Annotated in this window: 16 protein-coding genes; 2 read left to right on the top strand and 14 right to left on the bottom strand. The window is 64.1% G+C overall.

The window, feature by feature from the left end; all coding sequences use genetic code 11:
• Positions 1 to 76 precede the first annotated feature (76 nt).
• Entirely contained in the window at positions 77 to 955 is an 879-nt protein-coding gene (locus HMPREF9153_RS05870; protein ID WP_004810306.1) for a DUF881 domain-containing protein, read from the top strand.
• A gap of 66 nt (positions 956 to 1,021) precedes the next feature.
• Positions 1,022 to 1,651, top strand: a complete 630-nt coding sequence (locus tag HMPREF9153_RS05875; RefSeq protein WP_004810307.1) for an anthranilate synthase component II — start codon at positions 1,022 to 1,024, stop codon at positions 1,649 to 1,651.
• Position 1,652: 1 nt separating this feature from the next.
• Here the strand turns inward: HMPREF9153_RS05875 and pknB are convergent, their stop codons facing one another.
• The 14 genes from pknB to rfbB form a co-directional block, all read right to left on the bottom strand.
• Positions 1,653 to 3,533 (bottom strand): Stk1 family PASTA domain-containing Ser/Thr kinase, encoded by a 1,881-nt coding sequence (pknB, locus tag HMPREF9153_RS05880; protein ID WP_004810308.1) that lies wholly within the window; start codon positions 3,531 to 3,533, stop codon positions 1,653 to 1,655.
• A 57-nt stretch (positions 3,534 to 3,590) separates the two neighbouring features.
• A complete protein-coding gene (locus HMPREF9153_RS05885) occupies positions 3,591 to 5,018 on the bottom strand; it encodes a peptidoglycan D,D-transpeptidase FtsI family protein (RefSeq protein WP_004810309.1) in 1,428 nt (475 codons plus the stop codon).
• Complete coding sequence (locus tag HMPREF9153_RS05890; protein WP_004810310.1) at positions 5,015 to 6,421, bottom strand: FtsW/RodA/SpoVE family cell cycle protein; 1,407 nt, start codon at positions 6,419 to 6,421, stop codon at positions 5,015 to 5,017. Before HMPREF9153_RS05890 ends, HMPREF9153_RS05885 begins: the two co-directional genes overlap by 4 nt.
• The gene (locus HMPREF9153_RS05895; protein WP_004810311.1) at positions 6,421 to 7,875 is read right to left on the bottom strand and encodes a PP2C family protein-serine/threonine phosphatase; all 1,455 of its coding nucleotides are present in this window, start codon (positions 7,873 to 7,875) and stop codon (positions 6,421 to 6,423) included. Before HMPREF9153_RS05895 ends, HMPREF9153_RS05890 begins: the two co-directional genes overlap by 1 nt.
• Positions 7,876 to 7,878: 3 nt before the next feature.
• Complete coding sequence (locus HMPREF9153_RS05900; protein WP_036980066.1) at positions 7,879 to 8,367, bottom strand: FHA domain-containing protein FhaB/FipA; 489 nt, start codon at positions 8,365 to 8,367, stop codon at positions 7,879 to 7,881.
• A 2-nt stretch (positions 8,368 to 8,369) separates the two neighbouring features.
• Positions 8,370 to 9,059: an FHA domain-containing protein gene (locus tag HMPREF9153_RS05905; RefSeq protein ID WP_015583404.1), complete on the bottom strand. Its 690-nt coding sequence runs from the start codon at positions 9,057 to 9,059 to the stop codon at positions 8,370 to 8,372.
• Positions 9,060 to 9,229: 170 nt separating this feature from the next.
• Positions 9,230 to 10,291, bottom strand: a complete 1,062-nt coding sequence (locus HMPREF9153_RS05910) for a glycosyltransferase (RefSeq protein WP_015583403.1) — start codon at positions 10,289 to 10,291, stop codon at positions 9,230 to 9,232.
• A gap of 5 nt (positions 10,292 to 10,296) precedes the next feature.
• The gene (locus HMPREF9153_RS05915; protein ID WP_036979661.1) at positions 10,297 to 10,875 is read right to left on the bottom strand and encodes an arsenate reductase/protein-tyrosine-phosphatase family protein; all 579 of its coding nucleotides are present in this window, start codon (positions 10,873 to 10,875) and stop codon (positions 10,297 to 10,299) included.
• 5 nt (positions 10,876 to 10,880) lie between these two features.
• Positions 10,881 to 11,150, bottom strand: coding sequence for a PqqD family protein (locus tag HMPREF9153_RS05920; RefSeq protein WP_004810316.1), 270 nt, complete (start codon positions 11,148 to 11,150; stop codon positions 10,881 to 10,883).
• Positions 11,147 to 12,082, bottom strand: a complete 936-nt coding sequence (locus HMPREF9153_RS05925; RefSeq protein ID WP_004810317.1) for a nucleotidyltransferase family protein — start codon at positions 12,080 to 12,082, stop codon at positions 11,147 to 11,149. Before HMPREF9153_RS05925 ends, HMPREF9153_RS05920 begins: the two co-directional genes overlap by 4 nt.
• Before the next feature lie 28 nt (positions 12,083 to 12,110).
• Positions 12,111 to 12,368: a hypothetical protein gene (locus HMPREF9153_RS05930; protein WP_004810318.1), complete on the bottom strand. Its 258-nt coding sequence runs from the start codon at positions 12,366 to 12,368 to the stop codon at positions 12,111 to 12,113.
• Entirely contained in the window at positions 12,362 to 13,078 is a 717-nt protein-coding gene (locus HMPREF9153_RS05935) for a hypothetical protein (RefSeq protein ID WP_004810319.1), read from the bottom strand. The genes HMPREF9153_RS05930 and HMPREF9153_RS05935 overlap by 7 nt, the downstream gene beginning before the upstream one ends.
• Positions 13,078 to 14,466 carry a sugar nucleotide-binding protein gene (locus HMPREF9153_RS05940; protein ID WP_004810320.1) on the bottom strand — a complete coding sequence of 463 codons (1,389 nt, stop codon included), beginning with the start codon at positions 14,464 to 14,466 and terminating at the stop codon, positions 13,078 to 13,080. The genes HMPREF9153_RS05935 and HMPREF9153_RS05940 overlap by 1 nt, the downstream gene beginning before the upstream one ends.
• Positions 14,466 to 15,464, bottom strand: a complete 999-nt coding sequence (rfbB, locus tag HMPREF9153_RS05945) for a dTDP-glucose 4,6-dehydratase (RefSeq protein ID WP_004810321.1) — start codon at positions 15,462 to 15,464, stop codon at positions 14,466 to 14,468. Before rfbB ends, HMPREF9153_RS05940 begins: the two co-directional genes overlap by 1 nt.
• Positions 15,465 to 15,677 lie beyond the last annotated feature (213 nt).

Here is a 15,677-nt window from a genome sequence, read left to right on the forward strand (position 1 = left end):
GGACAAGTGTTACCTGGCTAGTCTAGAGGACGATCGCCAATTCCGGCGACACGGGTCGGGCTGCGAGGAGGGGACGATGAGCGACGACGACGCCGAGGACGTCCGTCGTGATGACTCCACCCCTGAGCATTCCGATCCTTCTCCCGTCACTGACCCTGCGCCTGACGGGGCTGACACGCCCGAAGAGGCAAGTGAGGACGTCGTCGGTGGCCCCCTCATCCAGGACATCCGCTCGGACTCTCGTCATCCACGGCTGGCCAGATTCGCCACGGTGCTCGTCATGGTGACGGCCGGATTCATGATGACGACGGCCGCGGTCAATTCGCGTGGTCATGACCTTCGTCCCGAACGGGACACTGACATGGCCACCCTCGTCCGTAATCAGGCCAGTCACAATGCCGCCCTGCAGAAAGAGGCAGCCAGCCTGCGAGCCCAGGTTGACGAGCTCTCCAAGGCCGATCAGACCCCGGGCGTCACCTCCTCGACCGTCCCCTCGGCGTCAGCCTTGGCGCCCTCGGTGGGTCTGGGAGCTGTCAGCGGCAAGGCACTGCGGGTCACCCTTGATGACGCTCCCCTCAGCGAGAATCCCGATGGGGTCGACGCCAACATGCTCGTCGTCCACCAGCAGGACATCCAGATGGTCGTCAACACCCTCTGGGCTGGGGGAGCGGAAGCCATGACCATCCAGGGACAACGAGTGACCTCCACTACAGCCGTGAAATGTGTCGGCAACACCGTCGTCCTGCACGGAGTCGCCTACGCCCCGCCCTACGTCATCGAGGCGATTGGGGACCGCGCCGCCATGGAGCAAGCTCTCGACACCTCCGAGGCGGTGCGCATCTACAAGGGGTACGTGAGTGCCTACCAGCTCGGATGGTCGGTGGAGCGGGTCGGTACGGTCACGATGCCGGCCTACACCGGCACCGTCGCCATGGGCCACGCCACTCCCCGCTGAGTCGGTGCGCCTGACACAACCTGAGCATGATGGCGTCTCGACGCCGGCCTACGACACAATGATCCCATGACAGCCAGGATCCTCGTCGTCGACAACTATGACTCCTTCGTGTGGAATCTCGTGTCCTACCTGGGACAGATCGGGGCAGACACCACGGTGGTTCGCAACGATGATCCTCTCTTCGAGGATCCGCAGTGGTGGGATCCCTTCGACGGCATCCTGCTGTCACCCGGCCCCGGACATCCGGAGGACGCCGGAGTGTGCGTGGACATCCTGCGCGGCGCCCGCCGACCGATCTTTGGTGTGTGCCTGGGCATGCAGGCTATGGCCATTGCGTGGGGAGGTCATGTCGGACGCGCCGAGGAACAGCTGCACGGCAAGACCTCGCCGATTCACCACGAAGGTAAGGGGGTTTTCGCTGGCTTGCCAGACCCGCTCGTCGTCACTCGCTACCACTCCTTGGCCGTGGACGAGATCCCGGCCGAGCTGGAAGTGACAGCACGCACGGACACCGGTGTTGTCATGGGCCTGCGTCACCGCAGACTGCCGGTCGAGGGGGTGCAGTTCCACCCCGAGTCAGTACTCTCCCAGCACGGTCACCAGATGCTCGCCACCTGGCTGATGGAGTGCGGGGACCCGGAAGCCCCCTCCCGCGCCAGCCAGATGAGCCCGCTGATGAGCGCGGCGGACCGCTGATTCAGCCGTGAGATGACGACGGACTGGCCGTCGACGTCGGAACCGGTGAGGGGTCGTCCTCGCTCGGAGTAGGGCTCGTCGGGGCCTCGTGGGTCGGTTCCGACGGCTTCACGGCGACGAGCACCTTGATGGCGGTCGACCTCTTGGCAGTGGCCCCGTAATCCGGGTCCTGGCTGAACACCGTGCCGGGGGCAGCCGAGGATGTCGTCTGACGCTCCACGGAGATGGAGAATCCGTTCGAGCTGGCAGCGGCGTAGGCCTCTTTGACGCTCATGCCCTTGAGGTTGGGGACGACCGACTTACCAGTCGCGACCGTCAGCGTCACCTGCTGCTCAGGGGTCAGAGAGGTACCCGCACTCGGGCGGACGGAGTCAACGGTGCCCGCCTTGGCGGTATTCGCCTCGGTCTTGGGGTCATCGTCGTTGACCCTGATCTGGTTGTCCGAGAATCCGGCGTCCTTGAGGGCCTTGACGGCATCCGACTTCGGCATCCCGACGATGTTCTGCGGGATCGTCAACTTCTTTGGCCCGTCATTGACGGTGATCGTCACCTTGCTGCCCTCATGGACCTTCTGGTTGGCAGCAGGATTCTGCGAGACAACCTGGTTGGCAGTCGACTCGTCCTTCTGGACGTGCTCGACCTTCACCTTGAGGCCGGCATTCTCGAGGGTCGACGTGGCTCCCTGCTGGCTCAGACCAGTGACCGCCGGGACATCGACCATCTTCACGGTTTTCGACGGCGTCGGCGACGAGGTGGGGGCCGAGGAAGGCCCGAGCATCCTGTGCAACCCGAATCCGAGCAGCGCGAGCAACGCGACGACCAGGATCGTCACGAGGACGACCGGCCAACGCTTGCGCTTGGGCTCTTCCGGTTCTGCAGGGCTCTCGGTCTGAGCGGGGGTGGCCTCGTCTCGCTGTGCAGCGGCAGCCGGCGCGGCAGGAGGCGCGGCGGCCGTTGCCGCAGCAGCGGGGATGAGGTGGGTCTGCTCCTCCGTGTCGGCATCGGGATCGGCGTGAGCCTGCATCGCCAGCGGTTCGCGCCCTGACAGCAGGCGATCAATGTCGTCACGCATCTGCTTGGCGGTCTGGTAGCGATCAGCCCGCTCCTTCGCCAGCGCCTTGAGGGTGATGGCGTCCATCTCGCCAGTGATCTCGGAATCCAGCGAGGACGGCGGTGCCGGGATCTCGCGGACGTGCTGGTAAGCCACTGAGACGGGGGAGTCACCGATGAACGGCGGGCGTCCGACCAACAGCTCGTACAGCAGACAGCCGGTGGCATAGATGTCGGCTCGGTTGTCGACTGTCTCGCCGCGAGCCTGCTCCGGGGAGAGGTACTGGGCGGTGCCGATGACGGCTGCCGTCTGGGTCATGGTGGCAGAGGTGTCGGCAACCGCGCGGGCGATGCCGAAGTCCATCACCTTGACGTACCCCTCACGGGTGAGCATGACGTTGGCCGGCTTGATGTCACGGTGGACGATGCCGGCGGCGTGGGAGTAGCTCAGCGCATCGAGCACACCCTGGGTGAACTCGAGGGCGCGGCGGGGAAGGATCTTGCGGCCGTCGCGCAGCACGTCGCGCAGGGTGTGACCGTCAATGAGTTCCATGACGATGTAAGGCACCTGCAGGCCGGTTGTCGGATCTTGCGTCTCACCAGTGTCATACACGGCGACGATGTTCGGGTGGTTGAGGCGCGCAGCCGACTGTGCCTCACGCTGGAACCTCGCCTGGAAGGTGTCGTCGCTGGCGAGGTCGGCGCGCAACCTCTTGACCGCGACGTCGCGACCGAGACGGTGATCGCGGGCCCTCCAGACATCGGCCATGCCGCCACGGCCGATGAGGTTCTGCAGTTCGTAACGCCCGGAGAGCCAACTCTCAGTGCTCATTGAGGGATCCCCTTTGTGGTGAGACGTGGTGAAGTGTGCTGGTTGTCTGTCTAATTGTCATCTCATCGCCTCGATGACATCTCTGGCGATGGGAGCCCCGAGTCGGCCTCCGGAGACCTCGTCGATGGCGGTGTCTGAGGATTGGACGAAGACCGCCACTGCGACGTGTGGCTTGTCCGACCACCCCACGAACCACGCGTAGGGAGCCTTCCCCTTCATCGTCTGCGCAGTACCGGTCTTGCCGCCCACAGTGACCCCGTCAATGCGTGCCCTCTTACCAGTGCCGTTGTTGACCACCGAGACCATCATCGACTTCAGTTGCTCGGCCGACTCCTTCGTCATCGGCTGAGACATCTGCTTGGGACGATGCTCGGAAACCACCTGAAGGTTCGATGCCCGGACCTGCGCGGTGAGATACGGCGTCATGAGCTTGCCGCCATTGGCGATGCCGGCAGTCACCATCGCCATCTGGAGAGGGGAGGCTGCGACGTCGAACTGGCCGATGGAACTCTGCGCGAGCTGAGCATCGGTCATGTCCTTGGGGAACTTCGAGGCGACCGACGAGATGTCGGAGTCGACGACCTTGCCAAATCCAAATTCCTCAGCCTGGGCATTGATCTTGTCTTGGCCCAGGCCCACTCCGAGCTTGCCGAAGGCGGTGTTGCACGAGATGTCGAGGGCACGGGTGAGAGTGATCTGCTTGCCCCCGCAATAGGTCTCGTTCGTCAACGGAGTGCGGGTGCCCGGTAGGGTCCAATTCTCCGGCGCATCCACTGTGGAGTTCGGGTTGTAACCGTTCTGCAGGGCCGCAGCGGCCGTCACCAGTTTGAAGGTCGAACCGGGAGGGTAGATCTCACGGCTGGCGCGGTTGGACAACGGAGACGACTTGTCCGCAACGAGTTCCTTCCACGCCTGGCTGGTGTCGTTGAGGCGTTGGGAGGCCAGATCGTTGGGGTCGTAGGAGGGGGAGGACGCCATGGCCAGCACCGCGCCAGTGGTGTAGTCCATCGCGACGACAGCGCCCTTCTTGCCTCTGAGGCCTTCCCATGCGGCGTCCTGGGCCTTGGCGTTGATCGTCGTCGTGATCGAGCCACCTTCAGGCTTGTGACCGGACAACGTCCCCGTGATTCGGGAAAGCCACTGGGTGTCGGAGGTACCCGTCAGCTGGGCATTCTGGGTCTGCTCGAGCATGGAACGCCCGTAGTAGTAGGAGTAGTACCCGGTGATGGGAGCGTACTCCGGCCCGGAGGGGTAGACGCGCTGGTAGGCGAATTTGCCGTCGCTCGACTTGGTGGTCGCGATGGGCATCGAACCGACGAGGATGTCGCCCCGGTTCTGGGAGAACTCGGCGTCGCGCACTCGAACGTTGCGAGGATCGTTGTTGAGGCTGGCCTGCCGGAAGATGGCCGATCCGGTGAGATTGGCCATGAGGGCCAGGAACATCAGCCCAGCGAGCAGGGAGACTCCGCGAATCTGCTTGTTCATCGCGTGCCTCCGTTCGGGATGACGGCGGTGGCGTTCTGGGCCTGGGGGTCGGCGGGAACAGTGGCGACGAAGTCGTCGTCAGGTTTTCGGTTCCGGTGCGACACGATCATGATGATCGCGACGATGATCCAGTTGGCCACCAGGGACGACCCGCCTTGGCTCATGAATGGCGTCGTCAGACCGGTAAGGGGCAGTAGCCGGGTGACGCCACCGATGATGGCGAAGACCTGGAGAGCAAGGGTGAAGGACAGTCCAGCGACCATGAGCTTGCCGAACTCGTCACGGCAGCCGAGGGCGGTGCGCATACCGCGAGCGGTGAGGATGAAGAACATCATGATGACGGCCATGAGGCCAGTGACGCCGAGTTCCTCTCCGATCGAAGTCGCGATGAAGTCGCTCCATGCCAAGGGCACCATCCCGGGACGTCCCAGCCCCCAGCCGCGTCCGGCGAGACCACCCCAGGCGAGCCCGAACTGAGCCTGGATGATCTGGTAATTCTGGCTGTAATCGGTGAAGGGGTGCAGCCAGGAATCGAAACGGATGCGGACGTGGCCGAAGAAGGCGTACGCCAGCGCCGCGCCACCGACGAGGCTGACCGCTCCCAGAATCGCCCATCCGACACGCTCGGTCGTGAGGTACAGCATGACGACGAACATGCCGTAGAAGAGCATTCCGGTGCCCAGGTCATTCTGGTAGACGATGACGAGCATCGTCGCGACCCACATCACTGCGATCGGGCCGAGATCACGGGCACGCAGCAGGGTGATGCCCAGGATTCTGTGGCCGGCGCGGGAGAGGACGTCGCGGTTGTCCACAAGGTAAGCCGCGAAGGCGATGGCTAGCACCACCTTCGACACCTCGGCAGGCTGGAAGCTGTAGGAGCCAATGCGGATCCACACTCGCGATCCGAGCACTGACATCCCCAGGCCGGGGACCAGGGGCAGCAAGAGGAATCCCAGGCCGACGATGAACAGCACGTAGGGGTACTTCTGCAGTTTGCGATGATCCCGCAGGACGAGCAGGGTCGTCAGGAACAAGATGAGGCCCAGGGCCGTCCACATGGCCTGGGTGTCCATCCGGTTCTTGTTCGGGTCGGGGACAAGGTCGATGCGGTGGATCATCGCGAGCCCGAGCCCATTGAGGGTGAAGACGATGGGAAGAATCACGGGGTCGGCGTAAGGAATGACGATCCTCACGAAGATGTGCGCGATGACAGCCATCCCCAGCCACACACCGCCGACCGTCATCCAGGTCTCGGGCAACTCATGGTTGATGTTGAGCTCGGTGAGTACCCAGCCGCCGAAGCCAATGGCCCAGGCGATGAGAAGCATGAAGAGTTCCGTCCAGCGTCTCTTGGACTGGACGACGACGGTGCCGTCATCGAATTCCGGTACGACACTCATCAGCAATCACCCGAACTGACGGCGGGGAGGTTCACCTCATGCCCCGAGGCGCTCGGTGAGGGCATCGCGGGGGTCGGTACTGCGGACGGGTGAGGAATACCGGAACTGCTGGCGGACGATTGAGGTGATGCCGACGGGGTCGTCGAGGGTCTGGTCGGGGCAGCAGGCGGGGTCGTCGCCATTTCGCGCACGGCCTTGCAATGCTCGGCTCCGGTACGCAGCTCAGCAACCGTGGAGTGGGCGGACTCCATCGAGGAGACGCGGATGTTCTCCGAGACTCGATTTCGGTAGTAGCGCGGAAGATCAGTGGTCTTGACGTCCGTCGTCTCAGCGACGTGGGAGAGCTGGATCCACGCCAGGCTGTCCGGTGATCCCTGATAAATCGCCACCGCGTTGCCGTCGGTACCCACGTAGTACTGGGTGTTGAGGTAGGCGCGAGTGCCGAAGATGCCGCCGACGACGACAGCGGCGACGGCGAGGACGACCACGGGCCACAGCCAGTGGCGACGACGGCGGGTCCGGGAATCCACGGGCGCATAGCGCATCGACTCCTCCGCCTCGGAGTCGAAGAGCACGGTCGACGTGCCGGCGTCCTTCGTCGCGGAGGACGGTTGCTCGACGGAGAGCGGAGCGGTGACCTCGTGCTCGGGAACCTTGCGGGTCGTCGCTGCCCCGATGATGTGGGGCTCGGAGGCGTCCAGGACGGGATCAGCCCCGACGACCTCGGCGACGACGATGGTGATGTTGTCGGTGCCGCCACCGGCATGGGCGTCCGTCGCCAGCAGATCGACGACGTCGTCCAGATTGGTGGTGCTGAGGTGCTCGGCGATCGTCTCGTCGTCGACGAGACCGCACAGTCCGTCAGAGCAGAAGAGAATGCGGTCTCCCAACCGAAGATCCACGATCTGGGTGTCCGGGACGTGCTGGGGCTGGCCATTGAGCACCTTGAGAAGGAGAGACCGATGCGGATGAACGGCGGCCTCCTCGGGGGTGATCCGACCATCATCGATGAGGGACTGCACCCACGAGTGGTCGTGGGTCATCCGCTTCATGCGGCCCTGACGCAGCAGGTAGCCGCGGGAGTCACCGATGTGGACCACGCCGAGCTGGGTGCCTGAGAACATCGCTCCGCAGAAGGTCGTCCCCATGCCCTCCAGGGAGGAGTCCCACGCCACGAGGTCGGCCAGTTCGTCATTGGCGTCAGCCACCGCACCAGCCAGAACGGTGAGCATCTCCTCTCCCTGCGGGCGGCACGGGGAGTCCTCCCCGGAGAACCTCTCGTCAGCTCGGGTGACGTGACGCACGGCGACGGTGGAGGCGAGGTCACCTGCGGCGGCACCGCCCATGCCGTCGGCGACGACGAGCATCCTCGGGGAGACGTACCCCGAGTCCTGGTTGTTGCGTCGCACCAGGCCAATTTCGGAGTGGCATCGAACGTCGAGGGAGAAGGCCATCGCTCACCGCCCGCCGGTGACGGTCATGACGGTCCTGCCAATTCGCACCTCGTCCCCCACCGACAGGCGCGTCGGGTTCTCGATGCGCTCACCGTTGACATGGGTGCCATTCGTCGAGGCCAGATCCTCGACGAACCACGCGCCGTCGATGCCGGGGCTGAACTCGGCATGGCGGGTGGAGGCGTAGTCGTCGTCAATGGGAAGGGTGCAGTCGTTGCCGCGCCCCACGGTGACGCCGTTGGCCAGCGGGACATATGTGCCGGCCCCACTGCCGGAGATGACCTGCAGACCAGTCGGTACCGGGGCGACCTCACGACGACGAGCCTTGCGGCCCTTACCACCTCGCCCAGGACCCACGGCAGCGGCTTCAGCATTGTGAGGTACCCGGTGACCGTAGATGTCGGTACGAATGACGTTCGTGACGAGCAGGATGAAGATCCACAACACCGCCAAGTAGGCAATGCGTAACAGCGTGACGAGGAATTCGCTCACGATCACATCCCCGTCGGAGAATGGACCAGCATCCGTGTGGAGCCGATCTCGATGCGTGACCCGTCGCTGATCTCAGCGCTGGAGACCTTGACTCCGTTGACCGACACCCCATTGGTGGAGTTGAGATCCTCGATGGACAGGCCGATTCCGTCGCCCTGGGGCCAGACGTTGACACGAGCATGGAGACGAGAAATGCCCGGATCGTTGATGCGAATGTCAGCATCGGAACCTCGGCCGATCGTCAGGCCCGGGGGAGTGAGGGGATGACGCACCCCGTTGACCTCCAGTACCAGCGGCGCACGACGGCCAGCGGTGGCCTTGGCGTGGTTCTCGCCCGTCAGAACGGTGAATTTGCCGACCGGCAGGGAGCCGTCCAGGTCGTAACGGATGTGGATGGGTCCGTTGAACACGTAGTGACGCTCGCTGGCGTGATCACGCAGAGTCGGGATGATCTCGGCATTGAGGGTCTTGGTGTAGGGGACGAGACGCTCGTAATCATGGCTGGACAGCCGGACCACGAAATCATTGGGAACCAGTGACTTGTCGCGGGACAGGATCTGCGCCTCGGAGTCGAGCTCGCGCTGCAGCCGACCGGCGATCTCCACCGGCTCAACCTCACCACGGAAGGCGCGCGCGAAGACGCCACTGACGGCGCCTTCGATCGACTTCTCGACCTTGTCCAGGAAACCCACCCGGCTCCTCCTTCCGGCTGACATGTCAGGCTGGTCGTCCGTTTCACACGGACTACCACCATGCGAGTGTACCCAGAAGGTCTGACGATACCCTGTGACGGCCGTGTTCCGCGTGGCGGACGTTGCACTCGAAAGCGGCTTCGGAAGCGCCACCGGGGCCGGTGGGAAGGTCAGCGGCGGCTGCGCCCCACGGTGAACATGAGGTCGAGCCATGCGTCGCCGATCTTCGAGCTGCCATGGCCGGAGACGACCTCGGCCGCAGACTCGCGCTGGATACGACGCAGCGGGGCATCAGCCATGCCCTGGGAGAGAGCGCTGGCCAGTTCCTCCATGTTCGTGGCCGGATACCCGCTGCGAGAGAGGATGTCAGCTGCCGCAGGGGTGTCGGCGTAGGCGATGGCGGGCAGTCCGGCACCAGCGGCGTCGAGGATCCGGGAGGCTAGGTCCTCCTCGCGGGTCAGGACCAGGGCCAACTCACTCTGGTTCATGATGGTGTTCTCAGATCCGGCCGGGTGGATTCCGACGTCACGGCGGGCTGCCACTGCGGAGTGGATGCGGGTCTCGTCGTCGAGGCATACCTCCAGGGACCAGCCGGGGACGACCTGGCAGGCTCGGTCGAAGGTGGCGAGGGCTTCCGAGAGCTCCTCATCGGTGCATGGGCCGAGCAGGGCGACTCGCTTCGGACGGTCACCAGGGGTCGGGCTGGCGCCTGCGGCCGGCACACCGATGGAGTGCACCGGAACACCGAGGTGCTTCCAGGGATTGGTGTCGGGGTTCGGGGTGACGACGAGGTCGACGAGCTGGGGGAGCTCATCAGGAGCCTTGTCGGGGTCGGTGACGAGCAGGACGACGACCGGACGGTCGGCCTGACCAGCGACCGGGAGATCAGCGATCTCGTCGAGACGGCTGGGATCGGTCACGATGATCGCGGACTGGTGGTCGAGGCTCTCGCCGAGGTCCTGGCGAGCCTTCTCCTGACGGTGGAGTGACCACTTTTTCAGGACCTTGCGGGCCGGGGCTGGCACCGACGAGGGGGCCGTGGTGTCCTTGGATTCTTCGATCGGAAGCTGTGACACCTCGATTCCACGGCGGGAGAACTCGTCGGTGAGATCGGCGACGAGGCGATTGGGACGGTTGTCCCCGGTGGCGGTCACCATGACGATGCGGCGGAATCCGCGGGTGACGTGGGTTGCGCGGTTGATGGTCTGGGCGAGGCCGAGATCGAGGTGCATGGTGCTCATTCTGCCGCGCGACGGGGCCTCACGGGGGTCAGCATGTGTTCTAGATCCTCGAGAAGTCCGTCCAATTCGTCGGCGCAGGCCCGTACGATCTCGCTGCTGCGACGGTAGGGGTCCTCGATGTCGTCCGTCGAGCCAGCCGCGAAACGGTTCTGAAATGCCTTGCCAATGACCTGTCGAGGGTCCATAGTGGGGTCGTCCCAGGTGAGCTCACTGGCGATTGCGACGAATTGCGGCAGGGTGAAGGTCCGTTTCATCACTTGCGGCCACCATTCGACGATGGCGTCCCGTTGTCCGGCCGTCATCGTCAATATGAGGTCGGCTTCCACCGCGTCGTCGATCTCGATCTGGTGGGAGGAGGTCGCGGCCGCCTCGGCTTGATGGCGTTCTAGCTCGCGGCGCATCTGCTCCCACATCGGCAGGCCTTCCTCGGCCTGGATGCCTGAGCTGGAGACCTCGAAGCGCGAGGGATTGAACAGGCGAGCTGCCCGGGCATGGCAATACGCCGAGCGGCAGATATTGGCCGTGCAGACGAAATGGATTCGCAGCGGGGCCGTCGACTGTGCGTGTTCGGTCATGATCGTCAACCTCTCGCGATCACGATACCGAGTGATTCCAGGTGGTGGAGGTAGCTGATGACGTCCTCACAGATATGGTCGGCAGGCACGTGAATCAGGGCGGCAACGTCCGCGACGATCTCGTCGGTCGTCGCTCCCGGGCGCTCGGCGACGGCGTCCCAGATGATTCCGCCGCTGCTGTCGAGGCGATACACCTGGGTATCCGGGACGGTAGCCACAGCCACGCCATCCTCGTCGTACGTCCAGGCCACGTTGGGGCTGATCCGCCACGTCATCGGTGTCCCCTCCGGTGTCGGGGGTCCAGCTGCTTCCTGAGCTGTTTCCGGGCTACCTGGAGGATCTCCTGAGAGGCCCTGACGGTGCGGTCCCAGTAGCCGCGAACGATGTCGGCGCAGGTGAGGTCATGGCCGAGGTCCATGCGGAGGTGCGGTCGATTGAGAGCGAGGGAATTCAGAACTACCTTGACGGCTTCCTTGCGGGTGGGAGCGGCGCGGACTCGAGCGCGCCACTCGTGCAGACGACTGGGGTCGCCGGTCGAGAACTGTCGCCACAGGTCATAGGTGCGGTGTTCGCGGTACTGCTCCAGTTCGCCGATGGCGGCGGCCAGGGCGACCTGGGCGTCGAGATCGCGGGCCAGGCTGCGCACCGTCTGGCGCTCCTGATCGCTGGCGTCGTCCCAGCACCGCACCTTGTCGGGATGGTTCGGGTTGCCACTGCGGGCGGCATGCAGCAGGAGGATGAGACGCTGGTCGGTGACGCTGGGAGTGTGGATGGGGGTGTGGGCGATGTCGATTCCTTGACGACGGGTCCACAGGGCTTGGAATGCCGGTGAGGGCGCGATGTTGATGCCAGGGAATTGACGGTGGATGTCGGCGTAGCCAAGGAGTTCGTGCCAATAATTGGCCGCATGACCGAAGGCCGAGCCGTCATGGAAGTCAACCACTTTGTGCCAGCCGTGATGTGCGAGTGTGGTCTCGAACTGGGCGAGGTGCTCAGGACGCACGAGGACGTCTGCGTCCGTGGAGCCGCGTGGGATGACGGTGTCCTCGTCATTGACGATGCAGTGCTCCAGAAGTTCTGGGGAGACAGTGGGGCCTTTGATGTGTAGCACGTCGGCGCCGCATCGGTCGGCCAGCCGTTGTAGGACGCCATGTGTCAGCTCGATGCGACTCGCGGTGCGAAGTGTCCCCTCGATTACGCCAGTCATCGCTCTGGAGCTTATCAATGAAGTGGCGTCATGTTTTCATCAATATCCCGTTGAGGGTCATGGTGCCGACGAAACTCGTGAGCGCCTCGGTCAATGTACCGTCGGGCGGTGGCCCGACAAGGGCCTCGAGTTCGCGACCCAACTCGTCGAATTCGAGTGGGGTCTCGAGAACGTCCCATATCGCGACGGCGAGGGGGGAGAGCCGGAAAATGGCATCATCGACGATGACGAGTGCCTCGTCGTCCTCGAACCAGATGTCTGTGACGTTGGCACGCTGAATCAGCATGGTGCCCCCAAAAGGTCCTCAATGAATGGTCCGAGGGTGTCGTGCTCCGCGTATTGGGCTTGCCAGACCCCTCCGGCGTGCGAGATGAGATCGGCCAGCAGGCACAGTGGTTTGGGGAGTTTGTGGAGGGACGAGGACTGTTCGGCCATCGTCACCATGGCGTCAAGACGCCGCACGGGGGTGGTGAGAGTGTCGTGGGAATCGTCTCGTGCCAGGAGCACGAGGTGGCTGACGTGGGGGTCGGGGTGGCAGGGCTGCAGTCCCAGGTCGTCGGGGCTGAATTCTGCCTTCTCCCCCAAGAGGTCGGGACGACGGGTAGACAGCGGTTTGGGGTAAGGGAAGATCCGCCAGGTGTCGGGCTCGATGGCAACCGTTTCGTCGCTGATGTATCCATATCGTCGCCCCAGGTACGTGGCAAGGGTGGTTTTCCCGGTGCCGCCAGGGGCGATGAAGACAACTGAGTCCCCAGTGGCTGGGTGACACACCGCGCCGGCGTGAAACATGAGGAGGCGGCCAATCTGACGTGAGATGAGTTTCCGGGTGATCTCTTGGGTCAGGGAGGATGCCGTCATCGGTCCGGGGGTGAGCAGGACCGGTTCGGGATCCGGGGCGCTGAGGCAACGTGCCCACGCGTGGCGGAGCTCCCCCTGGTCCAGCCCGGTCCCGGATGCGTCGATCTGCACCGTGGTGCCGAGGGCTGCCAAATTCATCACTTGGTCACGCCCAGGTGCTCGCGCAGCCGATGAGCAGTCGTGGCCGGGGTGAACCCGCTGGCCTCGATGCGGGACAGGTCGAGGGTGGAATGCTCGGGACGCGGTGCCAAGTCCTTGCCCTTGCCCCATTCGGCGGCGGTCGTCGGGGTGACGGTGCCGTCGGCTCCCAGCAGGGTGAAGATCTCGTTCGCGATGTCGAACCAGGTCTGCGTCGGTCCCTCGTTGGAGATGTTGTAGCTGCCGAAGGGTGCCCCGGTCGTCAGCAGGTGGATGATTGCGGCGGCAAGGTCACGGGTGAAGGTGAGACGACCGTGCTGATCGGAGACGACCTGAGGATTGATGCCGCGACGGGCCAGACTGGCCATGGTGTTGACGAAGTTGTTGCCTTCGCCGACGACCCAGCTGGTGCGTAGCACGTAGTGGCGGGGGTACGCGGTGACGATCTCGTCGGCGGCGGCCTTGGTGATGCCGTAGATGCCCAGCGGGCTGAACGCCTCGTCCTCGTTGTGGAGGGTTTTGGTGCCGTCGAAGACGTAGTCACTGGAGACGTGGACCAAGGTGGCGCGTCGGTCAGAGGCAATCCGGACGAGTTGGGCGACGCCGGAGACGTTGGCGGCCCAGACTGTGGCACGGTTGGCCGGGTCTTCGGCGGCGTCAACGGCGGTGTAGGCGGCGGCGTTGATGATGGTGCCGACCCCACTCCAGTCGAAGGTGCCTAGGCTGGCCGGGTTGGACAGGTCGAGGGTCTCTCGGGTGGTGAACTCGGCGTCGGGCAGGAGTGGGCGCAGTGCCTTGCCGAGCTGGCCGTTGGATCCCAGCACGACGGTGCGCGGCTTACGGAAGGGGATGACCCCGCTCAGCGGTGGGTGATGACGGTCAGCCTCGGACAGCTCGGCCTGGTCCACGCAGATCGGCCAATTGATGCCCAACGCCGGATCGGCGAGGTTGACGAAGGTGTAGGACTTCTTGGCCTCGGCCGACCAGTGGTCGTTGACGAGGTAGGTGTAGGTCGTGCCGTCCTCGAGGGCCTGGTAGCCGTTGGCGACGCCCCGGGGGACGAACACGGCGGTTTCCGGACCCATCTCGACGGTGACGACGTTGCCGAAGGAGTTCCCGTCACGTAGATCCACCCAGGCGCCGAGGATGCGCCCAGTTGCCACCGAGACGAGCTTGTCCCACGGTTCTGCGTGCATGCCTCGGGTGACGCCTGCCTGGGCGTTGTGCGACACGTTGTTTTGTACTGGTCCGAAATCAGGTAGGCCGAGAGCGGTCATCTTCTCGCGTTGCCAGTTCTCCTTGAACCAGCCGCGGTTGTCACCGTGCAGGGGCAGGTGCAGGACGAGAAGGCCCGGGATGTCGGTGGTGTCGATGCTCAGGTCACTCATCACTGCCCTTTCGCGGCGTAGGCGGCCTCGGTGGTCTCCTTCTGGGGGAGCCACCACGACTGATTGCCGCGGTACCAGTCGATGGTCGCTGCCAGGCCGTCGCGGAAGTTCGTGTACTCGGGCTGCCAGCCGAGTTCCTGGCGCAGCTTGGTGGCGTCGATGGCGTAGCGCAGGTCGTGGCCGGGGCGGTCGTTGACGTGGTCGTAGCCGTCGATGGGCTGGCCCATGAGTTCAAGGATGAGTTCGATGACGGTTTTGTTGTCGAGTTCACCGTCGGCTCCGATGAGGTACGTTTCGCCGATCGTGCCGCGTTCGAGGATCGTCCACACGGCCGAGTTGTGGTCGTCGACGTGGATCCAGTCGCGAACATTGAGACCGCTGCCGTAGAGCTTGGGGCGTCGTCCCTCAAGGATTTCGGTGATCTGACGGGGGATGAACTTCTCGACGTGCTGGCGTGGGCCATAGTTGTTCGAGCAGTTCGAGATGGTGGCTTGGACTCCGAATGAGCGTACCCAAGCACGTACCAGAAGGTCCGAGGAGGCTTTGGAAGCTGAGTAGGGCGACGACGGGTTGTATCGAGTTTGTGGGGTGAACTTGGTGGGGTCGTCGAGTTGAAGATCGCCATAGACCTCGTCAGTGGAAATGTGGTGTAGCCGCTTTTCGTGTTTGCGGACGGCTTGTAACAGGGTGAAGGTGCCGACGATGTTGGTTTGGATGAACGGGGCCGGGCCGTCCAAGGAATTGTCATTGTGGGATTCAGCGGCGAAGTGGACGACGGCGTCGTGATGGGAGACGAGCTCGTCGACGAGATCAGCATCACACACCGATCCGCGTACTAGCTGATATCGGTTGCGCGGCAGTCCTTCCAGGGAGGCCTCACTGGCGGCATACGTCATGGCGTCCAACACCGTCACTGTGGCGTCAGTGTTGTTGATGATCCAGTGGGCAAAGTTGCTGCCGATGAATCCGGCTCCGCCAGTGACGAGAAGGGAGTGCATAACAGGCAGTGTAGAGGAAGCAATGCTTGATGGCTTCACCCGTGGCTGGGGCGGCATGGTTTCGCGGCGGAACCGTCCTCACATCAAACCGTCTTCATGCAGTACCACGTCCCCCGTTGGTGGCCCGGCACGTGAGAGCCAACATCGCCATCCCGCCACGAGGTGCTTGACATTCGCTCGCTGACTGTCCTTTGTGTCGTGAGCAGGTGTCAG

This window comes from Cutibacterium avidum ATCC 25577, assembly GCF_000227295.1.
GTDB lineage: Bacteria > Actinomycetota > Actinomycetes > Propionibacteriales > Propionibacteriaceae > Cutibacterium > Cutibacterium avidum.